Source organism: Chryseobacterium sp. GW823-FHT05E08 (genome assembly GCF_058795655.1).
This window is the reverse complement of sequence record NZ_JBXAHY010000001.1, coordinates 163233-189027: the sequence shown is the minus strand read 5'-3', so window position 1 is coordinate 189027 and position 25795 is coordinate 163233. Positions and strand designations below refer to the sequence as shown.

The 25795-nt window shown below is 34.0% G+C and carries 29 protein-coding genes; 10 read left to right on the top strand and 19 right to left on the bottom strand.

The window, feature by feature from the left end:
- Window positions 1-27 precede the first annotated feature (27 nt).
- The 13 genes from AC1Q7L_RS00890 to tpx all read right to left on the bottom strand — a co-directional run bounded on the left by AC1Q7L_RS00890 (window position 28) and on the right by tpx (window position 9794).
- A complete protein-coding gene (locus AC1Q7L_RS00890; protein ID WP_492305802.1) occupies window positions 28-894 on the bottom strand; it encodes a VOC family protein in 867 nt (288 codons plus the stop codon).
- A gap of 145 nt (window positions 895-1039) precedes the next feature.
- Entirely contained in the window at window positions 1040-1279 is a 240-nt protein-coding gene (locus tag AC1Q7L_RS00885; protein ID WP_492305803.1) for a helix-hairpin-helix domain-containing protein, read from the bottom strand.
- A gap of 35 nt (window positions 1280-1314) precedes the next feature.
- A complete protein-coding gene (locus AC1Q7L_RS00880; protein WP_410690990.1) occupies window positions 1315-1728 on the bottom strand; it encodes an SRPBCC family protein in 414 nt (137 codons plus the stop codon).
- A gap of 78 nt (window positions 1729-1806) precedes the next feature.
- Window positions 1807-2238, bottom strand: a complete 432-nt coding sequence (locus AC1Q7L_RS00875; RefSeq protein ID WP_410690991.1) for a VOC family protein — start codon at window positions 2236-2238, stop codon at window positions 1807-1809.
- Between the two features lie 266 nt (window positions 2239-2504).
- The gene (locus AC1Q7L_RS00870; protein WP_492305804.1) at window positions 2505-3281 is read right to left on the bottom strand and encodes an alpha/beta fold hydrolase; all 777 of its coding nucleotides are present in this window, start codon (window positions 3279-3281) and stop codon (window positions 2505-2507) included.
- A 2-nt stretch (window positions 3282-3283) separates the two neighbouring features.
- Window positions 3284-3808, bottom strand: coding sequence for a DinB family protein (locus tag AC1Q7L_RS00865; RefSeq protein WP_492305805.1), 525 nt, complete (start codon window positions 3806-3808; stop codon window positions 3284-3286).
- Window positions 3809-3935: 127 nt separating this feature from the next.
- Window positions 3936-4343: a VOC family protein gene (locus tag AC1Q7L_RS00860; protein ID WP_492305806.1), complete on the bottom strand. Its 408-nt coding sequence runs from the start codon at window positions 4341-4343 to the stop codon at window positions 3936-3938.
- 40 nt (window positions 4344-4383) lie between these two features.
- Window positions 4384-4794 carry a VOC family protein gene (locus tag AC1Q7L_RS00855; protein WP_492305807.1) on the bottom strand — a complete coding sequence of 137 codons (411 nt, stop codon included), beginning with the start codon at window positions 4792-4794 and terminating at the stop codon, window positions 4384-4386.
- A 78-nt stretch (window positions 4795-4872) separates the two neighbouring features.
- The gene (locus AC1Q7L_RS00850; protein ID WP_066757414.1) at window positions 4873-5463 is read right to left on the bottom strand and encodes a Crp/Fnr family transcriptional regulator; all 591 of its coding nucleotides are present in this window, start codon (window positions 5461-5463) and stop codon (window positions 4873-4875) included.
- A 302-nt stretch (window positions 5464-5765) separates the two neighbouring features.
- Window positions 5766-6977, bottom strand: a complete 1212-nt coding sequence (locus AC1Q7L_RS00845; RefSeq protein WP_492305808.1) for a DUF763 domain-containing protein — start codon at window positions 6975-6977, stop codon at window positions 5766-5768.
- Between the two features lie 171 nt (window positions 6978-7148).
- The gene (locus tag AC1Q7L_RS00840; RefSeq protein ID WP_492305809.1) at window positions 7149-7553 is read right to left on the bottom strand and encodes a glyoxalase superfamily protein; all 405 of its coding nucleotides are present in this window, start codon (window positions 7551-7553) and stop codon (window positions 7149-7151) included.
- A gap of 60 nt (window positions 7554-7613) precedes the next feature.
- Window positions 7614-9125, bottom strand: a complete 1512-nt coding sequence (locus AC1Q7L_RS00835) for a T9SS type A sorting domain-containing protein (protein ID WP_492305810.1) — start codon at window positions 9123-9125, stop codon at window positions 7614-7616.
- A gap of 171 nt (window positions 9126-9296) precedes the next feature.
- On the bottom strand, window positions 9297-9794 hold the full coding sequence (gene tpx / locus AC1Q7L_RS00830; protein ID WP_410690999.1) for a thiol peroxidase: 498 nt from the start codon (window positions 9792-9794) through the stop codon (window positions 9297-9299).
- Window positions 9795-9962: 168 nt separating this feature from the next.
- On the opposite strand from tpx, the gene AC1Q7L_RS00825 reads away from it, so the two are divergent.
- A complete protein-coding gene (locus tag AC1Q7L_RS00825) occupies window positions 9963-12182 on the top strand; it encodes an NADP-dependent isocitrate dehydrogenase (RefSeq protein WP_492305811.1) in 2220 nt (739 codons plus the stop codon).
- A gap of 272 nt (window positions 12183-12454) precedes the next feature.
- On the opposite strand, the gene AC1Q7L_RS00820 is transcribed toward AC1Q7L_RS00825, so the two are convergent.
- The gene (locus tag AC1Q7L_RS00820; protein WP_492305812.1) at window positions 12455-12793 is read right to left on the bottom strand and encodes a winged helix-turn-helix transcriptional regulator; all 339 of its coding nucleotides are present in this window, start codon (window positions 12791-12793) and stop codon (window positions 12455-12457) included.
- Window positions 12794-12898: 105 nt separating this feature from the next.
- On the opposite strand from AC1Q7L_RS00820, the gene AC1Q7L_RS00815 reads away from it, so the two are divergent.
- The 7 genes from AC1Q7L_RS00815 (at window position 12899) to AC1Q7L_RS00785 (ending at window position 18699) form a co-directional block, all read left to right on the top strand.
- Window positions 12899-13645 carry an SDR family oxidoreductase gene (locus AC1Q7L_RS00815; protein ID WP_492305813.1) on the top strand — a complete coding sequence of 249 codons (747 nt, stop codon included), beginning with the start codon at window positions 12899-12901 and terminating at the stop codon, window positions 13643-13645.
- A gap of 191 nt (window positions 13646-13836) precedes the next feature.
- Window positions 13837-14820, top strand: a complete 984-nt coding sequence (locus AC1Q7L_RS00810; RefSeq protein WP_492305814.1) for a heme-binding domain-containing protein — start codon at window positions 13837-13839, stop codon at window positions 14818-14820.
- Window positions 14820-15260 carry a hypothetical protein gene (locus tag AC1Q7L_RS00805; RefSeq protein ID WP_492305815.1) on the top strand — a complete coding sequence of 147 codons (441 nt, stop codon included), beginning with the start codon at window positions 14820-14822 and terminating at the stop codon, window positions 15258-15260. Before AC1Q7L_RS00810 ends, AC1Q7L_RS00805 begins: the two co-directional genes overlap by 1 nt.
- A 137-nt stretch (window positions 15261-15397) precedes the next feature.
- Complete coding sequence (locus AC1Q7L_RS00800) at window positions 15398-16414, top strand: sensor histidine kinase (RefSeq protein WP_492305816.1); 1017 nt, start codon at window positions 15398-15400, stop codon at window positions 16412-16414.
- On the top strand, window positions 16395-17162 hold the full coding sequence (locus tag AC1Q7L_RS00795) for a LytR/AlgR family response regulator transcription factor (protein WP_492305817.1): 768 nt from the start codon (window positions 16395-16397) through the stop codon (window positions 17160-17162). Before AC1Q7L_RS00800 ends, AC1Q7L_RS00795 begins: the two co-directional genes overlap by 20 nt.
- A 142-nt stretch (window positions 17163-17304) precedes the next feature.
- The gene (locus AC1Q7L_RS00790) at window positions 17305-18078 is read left to right on the top strand and encodes a DUF1223 domain-containing protein (protein ID WP_492305818.1); all 774 of its coding nucleotides are present in this window, start codon (window positions 17305-17307) and stop codon (window positions 18076-18078) included.
- Between the two features lie 228 nt (window positions 18079-18306).
- A complete protein-coding gene (locus AC1Q7L_RS00785; protein ID WP_492305819.1) occupies window positions 18307-18699 on the top strand; it encodes a DoxX family protein in 393 nt (130 codons plus the stop codon).
- A 127-nt stretch (window positions 18700-18826) separates the two neighbouring features.
- Here AC1Q7L_RS00785 and AC1Q7L_RS00780 read toward each other — a convergent pair whose 3' ends face one another.
- The 4 genes from AC1Q7L_RS00780 to AC1Q7L_RS00765 form a co-directional block, all read right to left on the bottom strand.
- Window positions 18827-19819, bottom strand: a complete 993-nt coding sequence (locus AC1Q7L_RS00780; RefSeq protein WP_492305820.1) for an MBL fold metallo-hydrolase — start codon at window positions 19817-19819, stop codon at window positions 18827-18829.
- A gap of 43 nt (window positions 19820-19862) precedes the next feature.
- A complete protein-coding gene (locus AC1Q7L_RS00775) occupies window positions 19863-20864 on the bottom strand; it encodes an aldo/keto reductase (protein ID WP_492305821.1) in 1002 nt (333 codons plus the stop codon).
- An 88-nt stretch (window positions 20865-20952) separates the two neighbouring features.
- Window positions 20953-21858 (bottom strand): helix-turn-helix domain-containing protein, encoded by a 906-nt coding sequence (locus AC1Q7L_RS00770; RefSeq protein WP_410691011.1) that lies wholly within the window; start codon window positions 21856-21858, stop codon window positions 20953-20955.
- 110 nt (window positions 21859-21968) lie between these two features.
- Window positions 21969-22394 (bottom strand): hypothetical protein, encoded by a 426-nt coding sequence (locus AC1Q7L_RS00765; protein ID WP_492305822.1) that lies wholly within the window; start codon window positions 22392-22394, stop codon window positions 21969-21971.
- A gap of 332 nt (window positions 22395-22726) precedes the next feature.
- Between AC1Q7L_RS00765 and AC1Q7L_RS00760 the strand changes: the two genes are divergently transcribed.
- Window positions 22727-23014 (top strand): GNAT family N-acetyltransferase, encoded by a 288-nt coding sequence (locus AC1Q7L_RS00760; protein WP_410691012.1) that lies wholly within the window; start codon window positions 22727-22729, stop codon window positions 23012-23014.
- 1 nt (window position 23015) lies between these two features.
- Here AC1Q7L_RS00760 and AC1Q7L_RS00755 read toward each other — a convergent pair whose 3' ends face one another.
- A complete protein-coding gene (locus AC1Q7L_RS00755; protein ID WP_492305823.1) occupies window positions 23016-24113 on the bottom strand; it encodes an MBL fold metallo-hydrolase in 1098 nt (365 codons plus the stop codon).
- 174 nt (window positions 24114-24287) lie between these two features.
- Here AC1Q7L_RS00755 and AC1Q7L_RS00750 point away from each other — a divergent pair, with 174 nt between their 5' ends.
- Window positions 24288-25784 (top strand): S41 family peptidase, encoded by a 1497-nt coding sequence (locus tag AC1Q7L_RS00750; RefSeq protein WP_492305824.1) that lies wholly within the window; start codon window positions 24288-24290, stop codon window positions 25782-25784.
- The last annotated feature ends 11 nt before the right edge of the window (window positions 25785-25795 follow it).

The following is a 25795-nucleotide window of genomic DNA, read 5'->3' as shown; positions in this document are numbered from 1 at the left end:
CACATTAAATAATAAATCAAAATATCTTTAAGAATTATAAGCTTCTTCCAAATCTTTAATGATAATTTTCTGCATTCTCATCATAGCCTGAACTACTTTTTGAGCTTTAGTCTGATCAGGATCGCTCATCAATTGGATCAACTTTTTTGGAACAATTTGCCAGCTAAAACCATACTTATCTTTCAACCAACCGCACATACTTTCTCTACCTCCATCAGACGTCAACGTATTCCAATATTTATCTGTTTGTTCCTGATCATCAGTCATGACAACCATTGAAATCCCTTCATTGAAATCGAATTGATGATCGTAAGAATTATCCATACAAAAGAAACTGTAACCATCAATTTCAAAATGAGCATGTTGAATATTTTTCGTAGGTTCCGGACTTGGGTGACCTTCGCTACCATCTCCATATCTTAGAATATTTCCAATTTTAGAGTTTGGAAAAGTACTGGTATATAGTTCCATGGCTTCCTCCGCTTTTCCATTATTTTCATGAATAAACATCAAAGTCGGAATAATTTTCTGTTCACTTTGTTTTTCACCTAAAAATATCTGCCAGGTAACATCATATTTATCTTTAAGCCAACCATATTTTTTGCTCCATGAATAAGAATCTAAAGCCATCAAAGCCATTCCGCCATCTATTAACTGATCCCAGTATTTCTGAACCTCATCTTCCGTTTCACAAATCACCATAAACGAAACTGAAGCATTTTTCTTAAACTGAGGGCCTCCGTTCAAAAGCATTATTTTTTGACCAAAAAGATCAATATTCATCACAACAGGAGTATCTGCTGTAATCTTTCCTCCAAATATATTACAGTAAAATTCTGCTGATTCTTTTGCATCTCCGTCATACCAAAGGCATGGGAAAATATCCTTGTTCATATAGTTTTAAATTTAGGGTTGATCGTCATTGCGAGCGAAGCGAAGCAATCTCTTAATGCTTAAAAACAATTAATATTCTGTTAAGTTTTTAAGATTATAAGTTGAGATTCTTCCTTCGTCAGAATGACAAACTGTGAGTTTAGTCTTAATTATTTTTAAAAGAAACATGATTTTCTTTCATATAAATTTTAAGTTTTTCCATCGCATTTTTTCCGAAACCATGCAATTGCATAATTTCTTTTTCAGAATAATCTGATAGTTTTTCTAAAGAATTTATTTTCTCTTTTTCCAAAGCTCTTCTTGCGGGCATTGCAATAATACCTCGTAAAAAATCTCCTTCCACAACATGATTAACCATACAAATAGAGCTTAAACATTTCGCCATTATTATCAAGTTTATCATGATGCTCAAAAAGTTATTTAATTGTTTTCAACGTATTTATGAAAATTGTTCAGGATGGCGTACCATCCATCTCTTTGCATTTCCACAGAATTTTGCTTTTCAGGCTCGAAGTTTATCTTAACTTTCGTTGTATTTTCATCAATTTTATCAAAAACGATGTCTACATTTCGTCCATCTTCCAAATGGTATTTTATTCTCTCGTTTGGAATTACTTCATCATAAATTCCTTCAAAATCAAACCCAAAACTTCCGTCTTTTGCTTCCATTCTGCTTTTGAATTTTCCTCCAACTCTTAAATCATTTTCAGCACTTGGGCATTGCCAAGATTCGTGAGCAAAATTCCATTTGGTGATATGTTTTGGACCGTTATAATAATCCCAAACCTTCTGAACAGGTTCTAAAATCGTAATATCAATCTTAATAGGTTCCATAAATTGTATTTTTTAATGATGTATTGAAAGGGCGGCTAAAGTTTAGCAGCCCTTTTGTAATTTAGTTTAAATATAAGATTATTTTGTGTATTCTGCATTATAGTTCACCATCCAATGAACACCGAATTTATCCTGAAAGCTGCCAAAATAGTCTCCCCAAAACTGATCTTCAATTGGCATTTCTACATTTCCGCCTTCTGAAAGTCCTTTGAAAAGTCTGTCAGCTTCCTCTTTAGATTCAGGGAAAATTGACACATAATTGTTGTTTCCAACATTCAGTTTTTGTCCAAAACTTGGAACAATGTCTGATGCCATCAGTAAATCTCCACCAACCGGAAGCGCGATGTGCATTACTCTGTTTTTTTCTTCGTCTGATAAATTTTCAGTTCCGGGAGCATTTCCCATTTTATGAATTTCACCTAGAAATTCTCCACCGAAAACAGATTTATAAAAAGTGAAAGCTTCTTCTGCTTTTCCATCAAAATTTAAGTACGGATTTAATTTAGCCATGATATTTTATTTTTTAAAGTTGTTTTTTGTTTTTATTTAAACACAAATCATCACTAATATTTTTCACGAATAACACTAACAAAGATTTGTGAAAATTTGTGCAAAGAATTTGTGTTGTTAGTGTTTTATTTTAACGCAAAGAGCGCAAAGTTTTTTTTTAATTGATTGAGAATATTTTTCGTTCGCAAAGGCGTTTCACTCAGCGAAGGTTGAACGTGTAGTTTGTCATTCTGACGAAGGAAGAATCTATTTTAACCTTAAATGAATTATTGATTTAAAAATTTCTCAACTTCATAGGCTGTAAAATCAATTAAACTCTTGTCAACATTTCCTCCAAAATCAGCCATCATATAAGAACCGTGGGTTGCGGGAAGAATCATTAATTGAGAACCTTTTACCAAACGCCACATTTCAACGATATGTTCTGGTTTCATTACATCTTTATCACCAGAAATAAATAAAGTCGGAGATTTTATACCTTTTAAAATATCTTCGCTCCAGTCTTCGAAAATCTGCATTCTTTTGCTGTCTTTATCGAACATATTTTCGAGCGCTGAAAAGTCCGGATTTAAGTTTAGAAAATTAATTTTCAAAGGTTCGGGCATTGACTCCAAAGTTGCATCCATCATTCCTTCAAAAAAACCGTCCATCATTCCACTTCTCTTGTAAAATGCAGAAGCAACGATCAATTTATCAACAAGTTCAGGATAAAGATGAGCAACCTGCATAACGGTGTTTCCGCCATTGCTGAAACCCCAAAATGAGGCTTTTTCTATATTTAATTCTTTCAAAAGAGCAGCAACATCATGAGCGTCCTGTTCGAAAGTTTCGGGAATATCGCGATGTTCGGACATTCCGTGGTTTTGAAGATCAATTCCAATTAATTGAAACTTGTTTTCTAATCTTGTGATGACTTCTTTATAATCAAATAAAATCGAACCACCTCCGCCATGAATCAGCACCAAAGGTTTTCCCGAACCGTAGATTTCGTAATACATCTTGATTCCATTGACTTGTTTGTGACCTTTTTCAACCGGATTCATCGTTAATATTTTAAATCTTTATCAAAATCATATTTCATTCCTTCATAACCAAGGATTCTTCGCATTAATCCGATTTGTCCGGAAAGATAATCTTCACGACCGATGCACATTCCAACGAAATTCAGAACGGTTTCAGGGAAAAAATCGATGTTCATTCCCATTGGAAATGCTTTGTCAAGTTCTTCATCTGTTGCTTCCAATAATTTTTGATAAACAAGTGGAGAAATTTTATGAAAAGCTTCTTTTAATTGCTGTAAAGACGGATAATTTAAGCTTTCATCCAATGCTTTTCCCTGAAAGAAAAGGTCTTTGAATTCAAATTCTTCCTGAAGTCCGAGAACGTATCCCAAAGCATAACGCATATCGAGAAAGTTCCCGACCATCCAGATGATGTGGTTGGTTCTGCCTTCAATTCTTTTTAGGGCATCTTCCTCTGAAATTCCGTCAAGAATCATCAGGAAACTTTGGCTGTGACCTCGAAATGCGGGGATGATGATGTCTAATTTTGGTGATTTTGGTGTGTCCATTTTGTTTGATTTTTTTTTTGATTTTTTACCACGTATTTCACAGATTTGCACAGATGATTGCGCATATATTATATAGGAAACGCGAAATTAAAATCAGCTAAATCTGTGAGAAATATGTATTAAAAAATTACTCCTTTGGCATTTGAGAAGGATCTGAAAACATGACATTCCAGCCATGTCCATTGATATCCCAGAAAGAATTGTGATACATCCAACCGTAATCCTGCGGTTCTTCGTGTTGATACGCTCCGTTTTCGACAGCAGTATTTACCAATTGATCAACCTTTTCGCGGCTGTCTAGCCCAATAGCAATCAAAACCTGAGTTGTATCACCTTTTGGAACCGGTCTTTCTGAAAAAGTCTGGAAATGTTCTTCCGTTAAAAACATGACATAAGTATTGTCATTCATTATCACGCAAACTGCTCTCTCATCTGTAATTTGTTCGTTGATCGAGAATCCAAGTTTTGTCCAGAATTCTTTCGTTTTTTGAATATCCTTAACCGGAAGGTTAACGTAAATTTGATTGATTTTCATTTTTGTAATTTTTTAAGGTTTTGTTTTAATTTTAGAAATTTTATTCTGTCGGAAGCATAGACATATCAGCAAACATTATTTCCCATTGATGTCCGTTTAAATCTGAAAAAGCACTTTGATACATCCAACCGTGATCTCTCGGTTCGCTGTATGTTGAACCTCCGTTTTCGACAGCTGTTTTTACGATATTATCAACTTCTTCACGACTGTTTACCCCGATTGCAAGGAGCGTTTGAGTTGTTTCTCCGTTTGCAATAGATCTGTCTGTAAATGTTTGAAAAAATTCTTCTTTTAAAAACATGGTGTAAATATGATCGGTTTTCATTATTACGCAAATTGCTTTTTCATCTGAAAATTGTTCATTAATAGAAAAGCCTAATTTCGTCCAAAATTCTCTCGTTTTCTGAACATCTTTAACCGGAAGATTGACATAAATTTGATTGATTTCCATTTTGTAATTTTTTTAGTGTTAAACTTTTAACCAAAATTACCAACTCGTTACGAAAATCAACTTGCCATAAGACAAGATTTAAATTTTCTTTGGATGCGAAACAATTTCTTTGCGAATTCTGCTTAAAGAAGTATCTGTAACTCCCAGATAAGAAGCGATTTGCTTCAAAGGGGCAAATTGTACCACCTGAGGTTTCTGCTCTAAAAGATTAAGGTAACGCTTTGTTGCAGAAAGAGTAAACATCTCCACAGAACGTTGTTTGTAAATGAAAAGCTGCTGCGACATCCAGGCTCTACCCCATTCTCTGAGGTTGGGAATTTTATGGAATAATTCCTGAAAAGTATTAAAATCGAATTTCCAACATTCACAATCTGTGATGCAGACAATATTTTCCTGTGTCGGAATTCTTTGAAAGAGTGAAGAAACTTCAATAATGATCTCATTTTCCGCAAAAAAATGCGTCGTTACATCATTTCCATTAAAATCATTGACAAACGAACGAGCCAAACCTTTCTCCAAAATATAATATTCGTTGGCGGTTTTTCCTTCTTCAAGAATAATATCTCCTTTCTGGAAAACTACTTTTTCATGAGCCAGAAATATTTCTTCAAGCTCCTCGGATAAGAAAAATGGGAAATCATAGCAGATTTCTAAGGCTTTGTTTGTCATCAAGTCAATGTTTTTTAAGGTTTTAAAAATAGAATTTTTATTGGAATTGATGAAGGGATTATTAAACATTAATTTAAATAATAATTTATCTGTTCTTTTACCTTGAAGCAAAAGAACCAAAAGTTCAAGACTGGAAACTCCGACTAAAAATTAAAATTTAATCCTAAAATCCCCCAAAACTCGCGCGAATTTATTATTTGTTCTTCGATTTTGAGTTTATCTCGCGCTCAAACAGTGGGAATTTTTTAACGGCTTAAATTGTAATTTTCTTAACGTCTCCGCTTCCTATGTCGAAAAAAGTATTAGAACAAAGAAAGCTGAATTGATTTTGGACTGGAGGGTTTCTGGGCATCTCCAAAAACAGTTTTCCCACCAAAACGCCAAGAATTTTGTCTTTCTTCTTCAATAACTTCCTGAATATCGAAATCTGGGGTAAAATCTTTTTCGGTAGCTTCAACGATTTGATGAAGCTTATTTAATGTTTTTAATTTATCTGAATTTCCAAGCTTAGATTTTTCAATTCCTGATTTAAGAATTTGAATACTTTCATCATAAACATTCGTCGGAACAGGAAACGGATGACCGTCTTTTCCGCCATGAGCAAAGGAAAATCTTGCAGGATCTTTGAATCTTGAAGGCGCACCGTGAATCACTTCGCTTACCAAAGCCAAAGATTGCATTGTGCGAGGTCCGACACCTTCTAATAATAACAAATCTTCGAAATTCTGCGGTTGCTGTTCGCGGGTTACATACAAAAGCGCTCCGAGACGTTTTAAATCTACATCAGAAGCCTGAACATCATGATGATTAGGAAGAATTAATCGTGAAAAATCACTCATAATTTCTGCAGAATCGGTGTGAGAAATATCTAAAATTCCTTTTCTGTTTTCTGATGCTTCTGAGTCCGTTAAGTTTAAAATTGTTCCTCTCGAAATTCCATTAATTCCGGTATGAGGTTCTTCAATAAAGGATTTTATGTTTTCAGAATGCCAATGATAGCGCCTTGCAGTTCCATCTGATTCGTGCATTCCTTGTTGAACAACGCTCCAATTTCCATTGTCTGATACGATAAAGTTGTGTAAATACAATTGATAACCATCCTGAATTGCCGTATTATCAACTTTTGCGGAAAGTTTGCTGGCTTTTACCAATTCGGTTCCGTTTAAGCCTGTTTTATCAGCAATTTGAAGTAATTCTGAAGGTGTTTCTCTGGAAAATTTGCCTTTTCCTCCACAAATATAAAGTCCTAGCGATTGTGAATTTGGATTGATAGATCGTTTCAAAGCGCCCATCACAGAAGTTGTGATACCTGAAGAATGCCAATCCATGCCCATTACTGCACCAAAACTCTGGAACCAAAATGGATCAGAAAGTCGACGAAGAACTTCATCTTTTCCGTAATCTGCCAAGATAACTTCAATAATTGAAAGTCCGAGAATCGACATACGCTCGTACAACCATGGCGGTACTTTGCCATAGTGAAGGGGTAAATCTGCTGTTCCGGAACGTTTCATTTATTGTGTAAAGTTAGCTTTATTTATAATTAAATTTTAATGAGTTGAATCATTAATTTGTGTTGATTTTTTTCTCCCACAGATTTCACAGATCTGCACAGATGTTTGTGGTTATTTGTGAAAATATTTGTGTGTGTTTGTGTTTGTGTTTGTGTTTGTGTTTAAATCAAATTAATGGTTTGAATAAAGATTTAAATTTTTATGCTTTTCTTCATCAAACTTTTCATTAAAAATAATTTTATTTCCGAAAGGATCATCGACTGTGAAAGAAATAGCGTCATAAAAGGTTTTCTCCAACCCGGGGCGGTTGTATTTGTATTTTTTATCAATCAGTTCTTTGTGATAATCCGGGATACCTTCACCCCAGATGAAAACGCGGCTTCCGGGAGTTCCATCGCCGTGATGTTCGCTTAAATGAAAGATAATATTGCCTTTTTTAACTTCCATATAAACGGGAGTATTGTCTTCGAAATGATGCTCCCAAACAATTTCAAATCCAAGCCAGTCGATGTAAAATTCTATTGTTTTTTGATAATCAAAAATTCTTAAAATTGGGATAACTTTTTCTGCATTCATAATTTAGGTTTTATTTCCAATAATAAGAAAAAGCACCCTTTTCAGGATGCTTTTTTATGATTAATTTTTAATTATTTTCTTTGTTATGCTTTTATCTTTATTTTTAATTTTCAGCATATACACTCCTTTAGGAAGATCATGAACGCTGATGCTCTTTTCATTTTTGCCGGATCTTATCAAACTTCCACTTGCAGAATACAGCTCAAAGTTTTCCAGTTTCTGATCGGAATATAATACATCTTTTACAGGATTCGGATATACAGAAAGTTCTTTTTTGTCTGCTACCAAATCATTAGTCCCTAAAGACAAAGGTGTTGACCCATTGAATCTTGACAGAAAAATATTAGTTGTCCCCGCAGATCCACAAACCATTATTTTTCCGTCACTCATGATATCCATATCCTGAATAACAGATAAGTTACCGTACCCCTGCTGCGTTTTTCCGTTGGTTCCGAAAGTTGCATCTAAATTACCTGAACTTGTAACTCTTACTAAACCTATATCATTATAAGATCCTGAACTAATAGTTCCTGCCAATAAAATTTTACCGTCTGAAAGCAATTTCATAGCATAAGCCGTATCATCAGATGATCCTATGGCAGTTGTAAAAATACCATCTGTGTTGAAAGAAGTATCTAATGTACCGTTAGCATTCAATCTTACTACGGCAAAGTCATCTCTGGTGCTAGTTGAAAGCAATGCAGATCCACCCATTAAGATTTTTCCATTACTTTGAAATGCTATTGAAACAGGTTTGTCATTAAATGACGGAGCAATTACCACAACATGCTTTCCATCTGTACTGAATGATGTATCTAAAGAACCATTTGCATTGTATTTTGCAATACCAAAATCAGCAAAATTATTTGATGATCCCGCTCCGTAAGTATAGCTGCCTACTGCAAATTTACCGTCGCTATTTATAGCAATACAAGTGGCTGCATCATGATTTCCTGCAATATCTGTTGTAATCTTCCCGTTGGTTCCAAATGTGTTATCGAATGTTCCGTCTACGTTTATTCTTGCAATCGCAATATCTCTGAAAGATCCTGTGAAAGAATGCCCGGCTACAAGAATTTTACCATCATTCTGTATGGCAACAGCATTTGCTACATCCTCATTTGTACCAAATGCAATGGTAAGCTTTCCTGTTGCATTGAAAGTAGTATCCAGTGTTCCGTCTGCATTTAATCTGACAACAATAAAATCTTTTCTGTTTGCGCTTCCTGCATCTTCCCAATATCCTACCGCTACGATTTTTCCATCAGGCTGTATTTTCATATCATTTAGTACAGCATTTTCTCCGCCTAAAGATATTGATGTTGAACCTCCTGTTCCAAAAGTAGTATCTAATTGATTTGATGAACTAAATCTAAAGAATTTAAAAGTACGATCCGTACCATAGCTTCCAATCACCATTTTTTGATTGGCATCAATCTCAATAGATTTTCCGTAAGCTCCACTATTATGGACATAAAATCCTGAATTGCCGTAAGTTGCATCTAAAAACCCGTCCTGTGAGAACCCTAATGCAAACGTTAGGGTTGATAAAAATGTGAAAATTTGTTTCATTAATTATTTAGTTTTTTGCAAAACTATCTTTTTTACAAATAAAATACAACAATCGCAATAAAACAATTCAAAATATTAATTAACAAACAATTAATAGATGAATCATTTTCACAGAAAAAGCCCTGCGAAATATTTCACAAGGCTTTCCATAGAAAAATTATTATTTCTAAATTATTTTAAAGCTGAAAGAGCTGCATCATAATTTGGCTCATCAGCAATTTCTGAAACCTGCTCTGTGTAAACCACTTTATTATCAGCATCAGTTACAATTACAGCACGACTTAAAAGTCCTTTCAATGGAGAATCTGTGATCGTTAATTCATTATCATCACCGAAACTGCTTCTGAAATCTGAAAGCGTTTCAACATTATTTAATCCTTCTGCAGCACAGAATCTTCCTAATGCAAACGGTAAATCTTTAGAAACATTGATTACAACAGTATTTTCTAAACTTGAAGCTTCTTCATTAAATTTTCTTGCAGAAGACGCACAAGTCGGAGTATCAATACTTGGAAAAATATTGAAAACTTTTTTCTTTCCTTCAAAGCTCTCAAGAGTTTTTACATTTAAACCTGAATCTACCAAAGCAAAATCTCTGATGGTAGTTCCAACTGACGGTAAAGTTCCTATTGTGTTTACTGCGTTTCCTTTTAAGGTAATATTTGACATAATTTATTTTTTAAGGTTTTTCAAATTTAATGAAAATCAAAACTTTTTTAATGAAACAAAGGTTAAATTAATCTTAAAGTGGAAATTCTTATTTAGGATTAATCTAAAAAAATTAAATTTTAACTAAATTTGTGGAACTTAAAATTTCAAATAATAAATAACAGTATAATGTCAGACAAATCAAAAATCTATTACACCCTTACGGATGAGGCTCCAATGTTGGCAACACACTCGTTTTTACCGATTGTAAAAGCTTTTACAAAATCAGCAAATATTGAGATTGCAGTTCCGGATATTTCTTTGGCAGGAAGAATCTTAGCAAACTTCCCAGAATTTTTGAAAGATGATCAGAAGATCGGTGATGCATTGGCAGAATTAGGTCAATTGGCGACTCAACCGGATGCAAACATTATCAAATTACCCAATATTTCAGCTTCTGCACCTCAATTGGATGCAGCTATTGCAGAATTACAGTCTAAAGGTTTCGCAGTTCCAAATTATCCTGCAGAACCTAAAAATGACGAAGAAAAAGCAATTAAAGCTAAATATGCTAAAGTATTAGGAAGCGCTGTAAACCCTGTGTTAAGAGAAGGAAACTCTGACAGACGTGCTCCAAAAGCTGTTAAAAACTACGCAAAAGCAAACCCTCACAGAATGGGTGACTGGGCTTCTGACAGCAAAACTGACGTTGCTCACATGAATAACGGAGATTTCTACGGAACTGAAACTTCAACTACACTTGAGAATGCTACAAAATATAGAATCGTTTTCAAAGGAAATGACGGTGCTGAAACTTTATTAAAAGATTTCGCGGGTCTTCAGGCTGGGGAAATTATCGATTCTTCTGTAATGAATTTAAACGCTTTGAAAGCTTTCGTACAGGATGCTATCGAAGAAGCTAAAAACAGAAATGTACTTCTTTCTGCTCACTTAAAGGCTACGATGATGAAAATCTCTGACCCTATTATTTTCGGGGCGATCGTAGAAACTTTCTTTAAAAATGTTTTCACTAAATATGCTGAGACTTTCAAGTCTTTAGATGTTAATCCAAATAACGGTCTTGCAGATCTTTTCGAAAAAATTAAAGGAAATGCTCAGGAAGCTGACATTAAAGCTGATATCGAAGCTGCTCTAGCAAACGGACCAAGAGTGGCAATGGTAAATTCTGACAAAGGAATTACAAACTTCCACGTTCCTTCTGACATCATCGTTGACGCATCTATGGCTGCTTTGGTAAGAGGTGGCGGTAAAATGTGGAACAAAGAAGGTAAAGAAGAAGATACAGTTTGTATCATTCCGGACCGTTCTTACGCAGGTTTCTATCAGTCTGTAATTGATGATATGAAAGCACATGGAAAATTAGATCCAACAACAATGGGTTCAGTTCCTAACGTTGGTTTAATGGCTCAAAAAGCTGAAGAATACGGATCTCACGACAAAACTTTCCAAGCTACAGCCGAAGGAACAATTGAGGTTCAGGATGAAACTGGAAATGTTCTTCTTTCTCAAAAAGTAGAAAACGGAGATATTTTCAGAATGTGTCAGACTAAAGATGCTCCAATTCAGGATTGGGTAAAATTAGCAGTAAACAGAGCAAGACTTTCTGAAACTCCAGCTATTTTCTGGTTAGATAAAGGAAGAGCTCATGACAGAGAAATGATCAAAAAAGTTGAAAAATATTTAGCTGATCATGATACAAACGGACTTGACATTAAAATTCTTGATGTTAAAGATGCAATGACAGAAACATTACAAAGAGCAAGAGAAGGAAAAGATACAATTTCTGTTTCAGGAAACGTATTGAGAGATTATTTAACAGATCTTTTCCCAATCCTTGAACTTGGAACTTCTGCAAAAATGCTTTCTATTGTTCCATTAATGAACGGTGGTGGTTTGTTCGAAACAGGTGCTGGAGGTTCTGCTCCAAAACACGTTGAACAATTCTTGGAAGAAGGTTATTTAAGATGGGATTCTCTAGGTGAATTCTTGGCTTTACAAGCTTCTTTAGAGCATTTAGCTCAAACGCAAGGAAATACAAAATCTCAGGTTCTAGCGGATGCATTGGATGAAGCAAATGCTAAATTCTTAGCAACAGATAAATCTCCTGCTAGAAAAGTTGGACAAATCGATAACAGAGGTTCTCACTTCTATTTAGCAATGTATTGGGCTGAAGCATTAGCAAATCAAACCGCTGACGCTGAATTGGCTGCACAATTCGCTCCCGTTGCAGAAGCAATGCAGGAAAACAAAGAAGTAATTAATGCTGAATTAATTGGAGCTCAAGGTAAACCTCAAAACATTGATGGTTACTTCAAAACTGATACATACAAAACGTATGAAGCAATGAGACCAAGCACAGTTTTAAATGAAATTATTGACGGAATTTAATTTCCGAATATACTATAAATGAAAGCTCCTTTTTTAAGGGGCTTTTTTTGTTTTTAAACACAAATAATCACTAATACTTTTCACAAATAACCACAAAGAAAAATATACATCTCGTTTGTCATTCTAGAAGAATCTAGGCTAAATATTATTTTATGTTTTGGCTAAAGCCAATTGATTATATATTATATTGAAAACGGGCTAAAGCCCGTTCCTATTGATATAATAAAGTTGTGTTATTTGTGCTTAAAATTCGTGAATATTTGTGTTTAATTCTAAATCTTATCCTCCACAATCACTCTCCTATGCTCCCTACCCCAATTAATCATTTCTCCAATAATATTTCCAAAAGTTCGGCAGTATTCTGTTGGAACATATTCAATTAAAACAGGCGTATCGGGGTAAACATTTCGTTTTACCAGTTTGTTCATTTCCATATCTTTCAACTCTTTTGAAAGCATTCTTGTGGTGATTCCGGGGATGCTTCTTTCAATTTCACGGAAACGTTTGTTGCCGTTACAAATGGCATTAATAACAGGAATTCTCCACTTTCCACCAATGAAATAAAGGGTGTCCTGCAATGCTCTCAGCTCTTCGGTTTGATCTCTTTCCATGTCTGCAAATTTACGTGATATAATTGATGATACTGATATACTCTGTGATACTGGTTACAAAATTATATCAATTTGAAATAACTTTGTCAAAAAATTTTAAAAGAAATGAAAAAGTTTAATAACAAACTAGCCATCATAACTGGTGGAAACAGCGGAATCGGGTATGCAACCGCAAAAGAATTAATTGCAGAAGGTGCAAAAGTAATCGTCACAGGAAGACGAAAAGAAGCGATTGAAAAAGCGGCAGAGGAATTGGGAGCAATTCCATTTGTAGCCGATCAGGGAAAATTAGAAGATATTGAATCTTTAAAGACAGAAGTTGAAAATCGATACGGAAAAGTTGACATCCTATTTATCAATGCCGGAATTACAGGCACTTTAGGATCAATTGAAAACATGAACCCTGAAAACTTTGATCAAGTAATGAATATTAATTTTAGAGGAGCATATTTCACATTAAGTAAATTTATTCCTCTGTTAAATGATGGCGCATCCGTTGTCTTTTTATCTTCGAATGTTGCAACAACTTACAAACCAAACAGCTCGGTTTATCAGGCAAGTAAGGCTGCTTTAAACTCTATTGCAAAAACAGCAGCTGCAGAACTTGCGCCAAGAAAGATAAGAGTAAATATGGTAAGTCCAGGACCTACAAAAACAGAAATCATGACCAAAGCCGGCTTAGATGAAGCTACTTTGGATGGTCTTAATGATTGGCTAATTAATGCAATTCCTTTGAGAAAAATGGGAACAGCAGAAGATGTTGCAAAGGCAGTCATCTATTTATCAGACAATACTATTGCAAGTTTTATGACAGGAACCGAAATTCTGATTGACGGCGGAATGGTTCTGTAGGTAGGAAGAGAGGAAGCTGGAAGAGTGAAGATTTTACACATCGTTAAACTTCCAGCATCCAGCTTCAAACTTTCTTCTTTTTTAACCCTCAAAATGTCTATTTTCACCTATTCATTTGTCCGGTTCACCTAATTTCAGATTCCAAAACATCCTTCAACAAACTACTTTTGAGACATAAAAATAAAATCATTATGGACTCAATAAAGAAAAAAAGAACCGCAAAACCAATAGCCATTGTATTTTTGGCGGTTTTAGGAATCTTTGTCGTTTTACAGCTTTTCAATAAGCCATTAGGGGGAAAACCTGTTGCAAAAAAGATCGAAGCACCTCGCGAAGTTCTCGCAATTCTGGAAAATTCATGTTTTAATTGTCATTCTAATCAACAAAATCTGAGTTGGTATGATAAAATTGCTCCAATTTCTTGGGCGGTGAATAAAGATGTAAAAAGAGCGAGAGAAGTTCTCAATTTCTCAGAATGGACAGATTCTCCAGCCGAACATAAAGGCAATATGTACGCAATTCTCAATATGATGCAAGGCGGAAAAATGCCGCTTCACAATTATACATTAATTCATCCTTCTGCAAAAATTACCACAAAAGATATTGAAACGATTAAAAAATATACTCTTTCGTTATCCAGCGTTGCTCCTGTAAAAAGCGACTTAAAAGATATTCATCAAAATTTCAAAATTTCAGAAAATAACACATCTTTGAAATTTCCGGTTTCTCCAAACGGAGTAAAATACACAGATGATTATAAAAACTGGAAAGTCATCAGCATGAGTACGCTTTTCGATAATTCAATCCGTGTAATTTATGGAAATGATATTGCCGTAAAAGCTATTGAAACGGAAGATTTTCACCCTTGGCCAAACGGAAGCATTGTTGTAAAATCTGTTTGGAAACAGGAGAAATTAGCTGATGGAGAAGTGAGAGCAGGAGAGTTTGTGAATGCTCAATTTATGGTTAAAGATTCAAAAAAATATACCGATACGGAAGGTTGGGGATTTGCAAAATTTTCAGGAAAAGATCTTCATCCGACAGGAAAAACGGCTTCGTTTGCCAAAGAATCATGTATCGCTTGTCACCGTCAGTTAGCTGAAAAAACAGGATACTTATTTGATGTTCCAATGAAAGTAAATACAGAAAGATTAATTAAAAACCTTCAGAAATAATGAAAAAAATACTATTCATCATCACGTCAGTTTGCACTTTATTCACTGCCTGTAAAATTGACGAACCGGATAAAGATTTAAAACGCGTTGTTTTTGATCCTGGAAATCTGAAATTCATTTCAACATCATTAAATACAAAAAAAGAAACATCATCCGCTCTATACGGAAACCAAAAAGCTTTAGAATCATTATCAAATGAAAATAATCAACTGAAAATGGGTTCAGAGATAAAATTAGTAACATGGAAGTATCACGAAAACCCACAATATATCGGAGGAACAATAACTGGTGAACTTTTAAGCGTAGAAACCATTAAGACAGATAAAATCGGAAATATTTCTTATCAAATACAAAATTCTTCTAAAACCGAAAATTTTCAACCTAATAAAGAAGAAAGAATAAAATATATAATGAGTTACAAACCTGTCGTAAGACCTTAACAATAGTAAAAGTGAAGTGTTTTCAATCTGGAGTCGAGAAATCGGCTTCGGATTGTTTGTTAAAATCAAATTATGAACAAGCAACCGCATTATCACTTAAAAATATTAACTTAACATCTTTAAAATTCGCAGTTCTCATGCAACAGCAAAAAATAAAAATTTCACAAGCCGTTATTTGGGTAAGTTCCCTGTTTTTGGGAATATTATCTTCGGTTCCACAACTCGCTTCCCATGCTTTCAATTGGGAGGAGGCGATCGTGAATTCAGCGATAACAGCTGCATTTTCAATCATTATGTGGTATCTCAATATCTATATGCTGAACCGCAATTCGGGGAAAAGAAGACAAAATATTTCTTATTCAAGACTGTTGGTCGTTTTGGCTTTTGGGATGGTCGTGATGTTCGGTCTGGCGTGGATCCAACAACTTATTTTGTCCCATATCAATTTTGGTCCAACCATGCTGATGGTCGAGGTTAGAGGGATTTTGATCAACCTTGTTTGCTATATGTTTTTGACTTTGCTTCAAAATAATTACGCAGGTCAGCAAGTTCAGCTTGAATTGGAGAAAGTAAAAAGCGATAATTTAGGCGCTCAATTTGAATTATTAAAACAGCAGATCAATCCGCATTTTCTTTTTAACAGTTTGAATACTCTAAAATCAATGGCAGAAACCAACGATTCTGAAACTGTTGATTTTATTATGAAACTATCTGATTTTTATCGTTTTACGTTGGAAAGCAGAAAGCTAGATCTTATCACCGTTAAGGAAGAAATGAAAATTCTGGATTCGTATCTTTTTCTCCAAAAAGCGCGTTTTGGTGAAGGAATTACATTTACGAATGAATTGAATGATGAAGTTTTAAAAACATTAATTCCGCCTTTTACATTGCAATTATTAGTTGAAAATTGTATTAAGCATAATATTGTTTCGAAAAGCAAACCTCTTAACATTAAGATTTATAATGCCGAAGATAAAATCATTATTGAAAACCCGATTCAACGAAAAATGATTCCCGAAGATTCTTTGGGAGTGGGTTTAAATAATGTAAATATGCGCTACAAACATCTTCTGGAAAAAGAAATCAACATTCTTGACGACGAAAAAATATTTCAAATAAAACTACCCCTGATCCATGAATATAATCATTATTGAAGACGAATTTCGAGCAGCAAAATCTCTGCAGAATTTGATTTTAGAATTAAAACCCGAAGCCAAAATCATTGACGTTTACGATAGTATCGAAAGCAGTGTTGAAGCTTTGTCAAAAGATATCAAGCCTGATTTAATTTTCATGGACATTCACCTTTCGGACGGGCTTTCTTTTGAAATTTTCAAGCAGGTGAAAATCACTTGTCCGGTGGTTTTTTGTACCGCTTTCGATCAATACATGTTGGATGCTTTTAAAAGTAAAGGCATCGATTATGTTTTAAAACCATTTTCACGTGACGACATTGCCGAAGCTTTCCGGAAAGTTGATGAATTAAAGAAATTTTTTCAGAAATCAGAAATTCCCGACTTAGAAGCTCTTTTACAGAAAATAGCACAACCTCAAACGGCTGCGAAAAGTAGTTTTCTGGTTTTTAAAAATCAAAAATATACAACAATTCCAACGGAGAATATTGCATATTTTTTCATTCATAATGAGATCACACATCTAATGACTTTTGACAAACAGCAGTTTCAGCTTACTCAAACTCTGGGGCAAGTTGCAGAACAGGTTTCTCAAAAACAATTTTTCAGGGTTAATCGACAATACATTATAAATTTCAGTGCAATCAAAGAAATGGAGCATTATTTTCAACGAAAAATCTATGTGAAATTAACGATTGAGACTCCCGAAAAATTATTAATCAATAAAGAGAAATCACATAATTTTTTTACCTGGCTGGAAGATCGTTAACATCCAGCTTCTAGCTTCCCGCTTCCATCTTAAAAACTTCAGTTTTATATTTTCAAGGTTCACCTCGCAATTTGTCCAGTTGAACCTTTTTTGTATTCTTTTGCGTCGAAAAGGTATCTACTTTTGAATCAAATTAAAAGAAATGATACTAAAAAACTTAATAGGAACAGCAGCTTTTGTAGCATTAATGTTCATCGTCTCCGCTTTTGTTTATAAGAACAAAGCTGAAGAATCTCATCAAAATTTATCTTCCAAAAACAACGGTTTTGCCGTTTTAGAATTGTTTACTTCAGAAGGCTGTTCAAGCTGTCCGCCAGCTGATGCTTTAATGGGACAGATCGCAAAAGAATACAAAGACAAGCCTGTTTATATTCTCGCTTACCACGTTGATTACTGGAATCATCTTGGTTGGAAAGATAAATTCAGCAGTGCAGAAAATTCACAGCGCCAACAGCAGTATAGTCGTACTTTAAATTCACAAGTTTATACTCCGCAATTGGTTGTTAATGGAAAAAAAGAGTTTGTGGGTTCAGACCAAAATGCAGTGGAAAATGCTATTCAAAATGCGCTTTTTAGTTCGAATAACATCAAAATAGATTTAGAAGCAAAAGTTCTTTCAAAAGAGATTACTGTTAATTACAAAACTGCAGAAACCAATTCTCAAAATAAATTACTGATCACTTTGGTTGAGAAAAAATCGTCCTCCAATGTAATGAAAGGCGAAAATGAAGGACGTCATTTACTGCATTGGCAAATCGTTCATCAACAAAATCAAATTTCACTAAAAAACACTTCGGAAGGAACAACAAGTTTCCCGTTACCTGAAAATTTTAATCCTAATGATTGGGAAGTAATTGGTTTGATACAAAATACAAAGTCTGGGGAAATCTTAGGTTCTGCTAAAGCTTTATTTTAAACTAAATTTTTCAAGTTAAACGCAAAGACGCAAAGTTTCTTTAAACAGTTTATGCTTTTAAGGCGCAAGGATTTTATCTGCGATAAAATTGATTGTAGACAATAACAATTTAATTAAAAATTGAAAATCAATGATTTTCTTGCGCCTTAAAACATTCTATTATTAATTATTCTTTGCGCCTTTGCGATTAACCAAATTAAAAAATCAACAATTTAAAAACAAATAAAAATGACAACAAAAACAACAAAAATCATCTATTGGTCAGGCGCAATCTTTATGTCTCTTTGGTTTGGAGCGAGTGGCTTCTTTGAACTGACAAAAAATCCTGTGGTTTGGGACATTACGCTTCAATTAGGCTATCCATCACATTTCATTTACATTCTTGGAATATTTAAACTAGCGGGAGTGATCGTTCTTTTACTTCCAAACAGATTATTGAGATTGAAAGAATGGGTATTTGCAGGAATGTTTTTCGATATTATTTTCGCATTCTTTTCTAAAATTGCAGTTCTCGGATTTGCTTCAGCTATTGACGCGATTGTAGCATTTACTGTTCTTTCAATCACGTACCTGTTATTTAGAAAAATTTATCCTCAGGAATTAATTTTTGAAAAAATTTAAAGTAAAAATAAATTTCATCCGTCTTTACTATTGCACAACGATATGTAACAATATCAACTTTTCTTATGTTAAAATAAATCCTCCCAGCAATGAGAGGATTTATTGTTTAGAATTATGTGTAGAAAATTTAATTCATAAAAGTTTCTGGAAACCATTCAAAGGCGTTTCCTTTCTTTTTGGTAAAACCTAATCCCGGCCAAGGCAAATGATAGGTAAAAGCTCTGTTTTTGGTTTCTGCCAACTGTTGAAGCAGTTTTTTACGTGATGCAATCGCAATATCAAGATCTGTATCTCCGAAATATCCCCAATCCGGATGTGGAAAAAGAATGACATCAGAATGAATTAAATCTGCAATATAAAGCAGTTTCTCGTTGCCCGAAGAAATCGTCATAACCGTTAAGCCGGGAGTATGTCCGGGCGCTAATTGAAAGTTAAAATTATCATATAAAGAATTATTTAAATCGTAAAATTTTAACTTTGGCTGAATGGTTTTCAACACATTCTGAATGCCCGGAATAATTTGATTCAGAACATCAGGTACTGTTTTTAATATACTGTTACTGAAATCTTTAATCGTTGCCTGCATCCAAAAATCATGTTCCACTTTTGAAATGAAAATATTGGCGTTTGGAAAAACCAGTTTATTTTGTTTATCTACTACTCCACCAATATGGTCAGGATGTGCATGGGAAAGAAAAACATCTGTAATATCTATGGGTGAAAATCCTGCTTTTTGAAGGCTTTTCACTAAAAATCCGGTTCTTTCATCAGCGAAAATTCCCATTCCGGCATCAAGTAAAATCAGTTTATTTTTTGTTTTTACCAACAGAACATTCATCGCCATATCAACGTATTCATCAGATCGGAAATTATCTTTAAGAATTGATTTTAATTCTGAAACATTTCCTCTCGGAGCAAAAGATTCCAAATTTTTCTCATGAATAAATCCATCCGTTAAAATAAACAGATCAAGCTCTCCCAATTTTATCTTTTTAAAACCTGAAAGATCATCTTCTAGATTCAATTGTGGTTCATTGGTGGCTGCGAAAGTATTGGAAAACGGAATAATACTCAACGTTCCCGCGAATATTCCTGTTTTTAAAAGTTCTCTTCTGTTCATGGTTTAAATGATGTTTTTTTAATTATCAAATTAAAATTTTCATTTAATTATTCACCAACTTCATAGAACCCTCGCTGTATCTTTCTCCAATATTTGGATATTTTTTCAGGATAGAATCAATAGCTTCAAGATCAGATTGAGAAAGCTCAATATTCGTTGCAGCAATGTTTTCTTCTAAATATTTAATACGTTTTGTTCCGGGAATTGGGATGATGTCTTCGCCTTGATTCAAAACCCAAGCTAAAGCTAGTTGTGTTCCTTTTATTCCTTTAGATTCTGCTAAATCATTGAATTCTTTGGCCAAATTTTTATTATTTTCCAAACTCTCATTTTGATAACGAGGAAGAGATTTTCTGAAATCATCATCGCCGAAGTTTTGGGCTTCATTAATATTAGCAAAAAGACCTCTTGCCAAAGGTGAATAAGGAACCAATGTAATTCCAAGTTCTCTGATGGTTGTTAAAATTTCTTTCTCTACATCTCTTGTAAGAATAGAATATTCTGACTGTAAAGCTGTAATTGGATGAATTTTATTAGCTTTTCTAATCGATTCCGGTGAAGCTTCGGATAAACCTAGATATTTTACTTTACCTGCTTTTACAAGATCTGCCATTGCTCCAACCGTTTCTTCAACAGGAATATTTGGGTCAACTCTGTGAGCATAATAAAGATCTATTTCATCAATCTCTAATCTTTGAAGACTTAGATCTACAGCCTTTTTGATCCATTCCGGAGAACCGTCGAAATAAGTTCCAGGAGCCCCACTATGGCTTGCCTTTCCGTCTTTAAACCTGAATCCGAATTTTGTAGCAATAAAAATCTTATCACGATTCGGAACCAATACTTTTGAGATCAGTTTTTCATTTTCACCGTTTGCATACATATCGGCAGTATCCCAAAAATTGACTCCAAGATCCAACGCTTTATGTAAAGTGTTGATACTTTCCTGTTCGTCCGCAGGTCCATACGCAAAGCTCATTCCCATACAGCCTAAACCTATTGCAGATAACTGCTCTCCTGTGTTTCCTAATTTTCTGAATTTCATAATTGATTGTGATTTTAAATTATAAGAACAAAATTAGAACAAGAACTTTTACTATTTCATATAGAATTCAAACTAAGAATTATAAAAATCAAACAAGAGAATTTCTTAATGAATTTGGCGTAAGTCCGGTCTGCTTCTTAAAATAATTGGTGAAATAAGCAGGTTCTTCAAATCCCAATCCATAAGCGATCTCAGAGATATTCCAATCTGTGTGCTGTAATAATGCATTGGCTTCCTGAATGATTCTTGAAGTGATTTGCTGACTTGTCGTTTTACCCGTAATTTCTTTTACCGAACGATTTAATGAATTGACATGAATGGAAAGACTTTCCGCATAATCGGTTGGAGTTTTCAGTTTAAGATAAGCTTCAGGGCTGTCAATTGGAAACTGTCTTTCAAGCAATTCCATAAATAAAGAAGCCACTCTTTGTGAGGCATTTTGATAATGTTCAAAATTTTCGGCTGGATTTATTTTCATGGTTTCGTGCACCAAAAGATGGAGATAAGCACGAAGCATGTCGTATTTATGAATATAATCAGACTGAATTTCAACCATCATTTTTTGGAAAATTTCAGAAACTGACTTCTTTTGTTCATCATCAACAAAGAAAATCGGTGTTCCGCCAATTTTGAAAAGCTGGGAATCCTGCAGATTTCCCAAACGGTTTCCATTTTGCAAAAACTGATCCGAGAAAAGGCAAAACCAACCTGTTTGATCCTCATCATCAGCCTCCCAAGAGTAAGGAACCACGGGATTTGAAAACAATAATGCAGGTCTGTCAACATGGATCCACTTATCCGCATAATGGAGTTTTCCTTTTCCGATAATTAATGAAATTTTATAATAATCTCTCCTGCTGTAAGGCGTTATCAAAGAACAATCGTCTCGGCTAAAGACATTAAAATGCCCAATTCCCGGAGTTGTAGCGTCTTTGAAAGTTATATTATTTACATTACGTTCGTAAAATTCGCTTATTGTTTCTGATGTTTCCATGATTGAAAGTTATAAAATTCAAACAAGATATAATTATATTTAATATCAAAAAAAAATGACCGATCTTTCGACCAGTCAAGTTAAAAATTGAATATATAGTTGATAATAGGTTAGTGTTTGTGACCTTTTCCGTTATCTTGTTTATAATTTTTGGATTTTTTGGTCATGTGTTTATATCTTTTGTCGTTGTTTTTATTTCGGTTGTAAACTGCCGTAGGATTTTGTCCTTTGTAATATTTAGTTTTGAATTTTTGGTATTTTTCTCTACCTAAAATCCTTTCAATTTCTGAATATCTGTCTTCTTTCCATCTGTCCGGATTGTTTACATATACCCTGTTCCAAGAGTTGTAATCGTGGTATCTGTCGTTAAGTGAATTCAATTCATTTGTCTGTGTTTTTGACAATAATAAATCTACTGCCACGGTCTGCCAATTTACATCTGTTACACTTCTTCTATAATCGTTGTAGTATTCTGACTGTGCATAACTAAGACTAAAAGTTCCTACAAAAAATGCTGCTAATAATATCTTTTTCATTTTATTTAAATTTTACTATAATAGTATTCTCAATTAAAATGCCAAATCAATACAATGTCTTCACAATCTTTGTTAAACATTTCACAAATAGCGGATGGGTTGGTGTTTTAGTGTTTTAGTGTTTTAGTGTTTTAGTGTTTTAGTGTTTTAGTGTTTTAAAATTAAATGTTGCTTTTATTTAAACACTGATATCACTAATAAATTTTTCACAAATTACACGAATGGTTAAGCTTTTTATATTTCAGTTTCATTTTAAATTTGTAATTTTAAAGGAAAGAAGTTTTAAAATAAATTTCGAATTCAATATTCATTCAACCCAAATCTTAATCATTATGGAAAATATAAAATTCGAAATATCTCCATATCAAGATGAATTGCAGATATTAATTGATGGAAAAAAGGCAGGCTATATGTCTATAAAGATCGACGGCAGGCTTCTTATTGTTTATTATACTAAACTTAATGAAGAGCACGAAGGTCATGGATATGCCAAATTACTTTTGGATAAATTAGTGAATTTCGCAGAAGAAAAAGACCTACTTGTAGACCCTGAATGTGATTTTGTAAGACAGCAGTTTGAAAATCATCCTGCTAGATATAAAGATATTTGGCACGCCTAAATTAATCTTCCCACCAAACTTTAAATTGATTGTCGGTTTTATTTAAATCAACAGTTTCACCGATTATTGGCGTAAGAATATGTAGATTTTTGTCTTTTCCGAGGGTTGTAATTTTTTGTAAAGGCTCATTCCAAGCATGAAGTGCCAACGCAAATTTTGATGAATGCACCGGAATCACATTTTTAGCTTTTAGATCTAAACATGCCTGAACTACATCTTCCGGCAACCCGTGAATATATTTCCAAGCTTCGTTGTATTGTCCGTTTTCGATGATAATGTAATCAAATGGACCATATTTTTCACCAATCATTTTAAAGTGGGTGTCATAACCGCTGTCGCCACCTAAAAATATTTTCTTCGTTGGAGTTTCCAAAACATATGAAGTCCAAAGTGTTCCGTTTCGTTTCACATTTCTGCCTGAGAAATGTCTTGCAGGTGTAAAAGTTATTTTAAGATTGTTTTTCAAATCAAAAGAAGCTCCCCATTCATCTTCAATGATTTGGCTTTCTTCATAGCCCCATCTTTCAAGATGTGCACCAACGCCCAATGGCAAAATAACCTTTCCTACTCTATCTTTTATAGATTTTACCGTCGGATAATCCAAATGGTCAAAATGATCGTGCGTAATCACCAAATAATCAATATTCGGAATATCTTCAGGTTTAAAAATATCTGATCCCGCAAAAGCTTTATTGAAAAACTTGAATGGCGAACCATATTTACTAAGAACAGGATCAATCAAAAAAGAAACACCATCTGTCTGAATATAATACGACGAATGTCCTAACCAAATGTAAACATCTTCGTTTTTCGGAATACTTTTAAGGTCTGTATGAACGGATGGAACAGGTTTTAATGGCTTCAATAGCGGATCTTTTTTAGCAAAAAAGAAATCATACAATACGGTTGTCATTCCGTACCCTTCTGTGATAGATGGGGTATAACTAAGATTTTGAAACTGCTTGTTCTTATATAGTTTAGATTGTTTCACACGTTCTAATCTCTTTCCTTTAGGCGCTTCACCAAAAACTTCCTGACCGGTTACTATGAAATATGCCGCTACTAATAAAACGATAACTGTGATAATTATATAGATCATTTTCTTGAAAAAATAGGGTTCAAATGTATAACTTTAATATTACATGACGATCTGGGAACACAAATCCTTTATTTTTAACTAAAATTATAATCTATTTTGAATAATTTATCACTCATTTATTGAATGGTAATTGTAAACCTTTTAATTTAGCCGATTGAAAAAAACTCAAACACATTGAAAAACTATTCGGTAATATTAATTATCATCGTACTGGCTTCCTGCTCTTCCGTAAGAAAGCAGCGTGATCATCAGGATAATTACATTCCGTCCGAAAAACTTAAACAAGATGTAGATTTTGCTTATTATAAACTTAAGCAGATGCACCCTCAGCTTTATCAGTATATTTCACAAAAAGATCTGGATCATAAAATCGACAGTTTAAAACAAACTCTTGATAAACCTCTTACACCAACACAATTCTATTTCAGGTTACAACCTATTATTACGAGTATCAGGCAGGGACATCTTTCTCTGCAGTCACCCAATGAGCTTTCTAAGGAAGATATTTTAAAGATCAAAAAGCGTTTGTTTACGCGTTTCAGATATAGAATTCAGGATAATCGTCTATATATTGTTGAAAATAAGGATTCTTTACACAATATAAAACCCGGAACAGAACTCATCAGCATTAATGACATTCCCGTTTCTCTTTATATCGAAAAATATAAAAAATTAATAAGTAGTGACGGTTTCAACACCACTTTTCAGCCTTATTATCTGAAAGATATGTTCTTCCATTTCTATACTTTGGAAAATGGAATTCTGGACAGCGCAAAAATTGAAACTTCCTATAACGATCAAAAACAGACCTTCGTTATTCACCGAGAAGAAGAGCCAATCTTTTGTGGTGAAAAGAAAGAAATATCCCCTTCAACAAACAATAATTCGTTCAACAGAAGTTTCAGGTTTTTAGATGAAAATAATTCTACAGCATATTTAAAAATCAAAAAATTCTCCCATTCGGCTTCTGATAAATTCTATAAAAATACGTTCGCTGAAATAAAAGATGCTAAAACATCAAACCTCATCATTGATATCCGTAACAATTACGGAGGTTCTTTGGAAGAGATTAATGAATTGTATTCCTATATTGCTACTCAGCCTTTTGTTTTGATAAAGCCTTCACAGCTTAATTCAAGTCTTACTCCATTACAAACCAATTATTTTAAGAAAAGTTCAGCTTTAGAATATGCCGTAAAAGGAGTAACCTACCCAACCTATGTTTTTCTTAAAGCCCTCAATACTTACAAAGGAAAAGACGGAAAATCTTACTATAAAATAAAAGCTGATCATGTAACCCAACCCAATAAAGACGCTTTTCAAGGAAAGGTTTTCGTTTTGGTGAATGGCGGAAGTTTTTCTTCATCTTCCATTTTCAGCTCTAAATTAAAATACGACAGACGCGCCACTTTGGTGGGAGAAGAAACCGGAGGTGCCAATGATGGAAGCGTGGCGGGGTTTTATTCTTATCAGGTTCTTCCCAACTCGAGATTGACATTGCCGATTGGCCTGCTTCTCGTGAATCCAAATATTATCCTTTCTAATACCCAAAAAGGCGTTATTCCGAATGTTGTTATTCCACAGACTTTGCAGGATATTATTGAGAAAAAAGATGTTCAGCTAGACTGGATAAAAAGTGAAATTGAAAAGGAAAAAGAAAGTTTAAAGTAATAATTTAACGG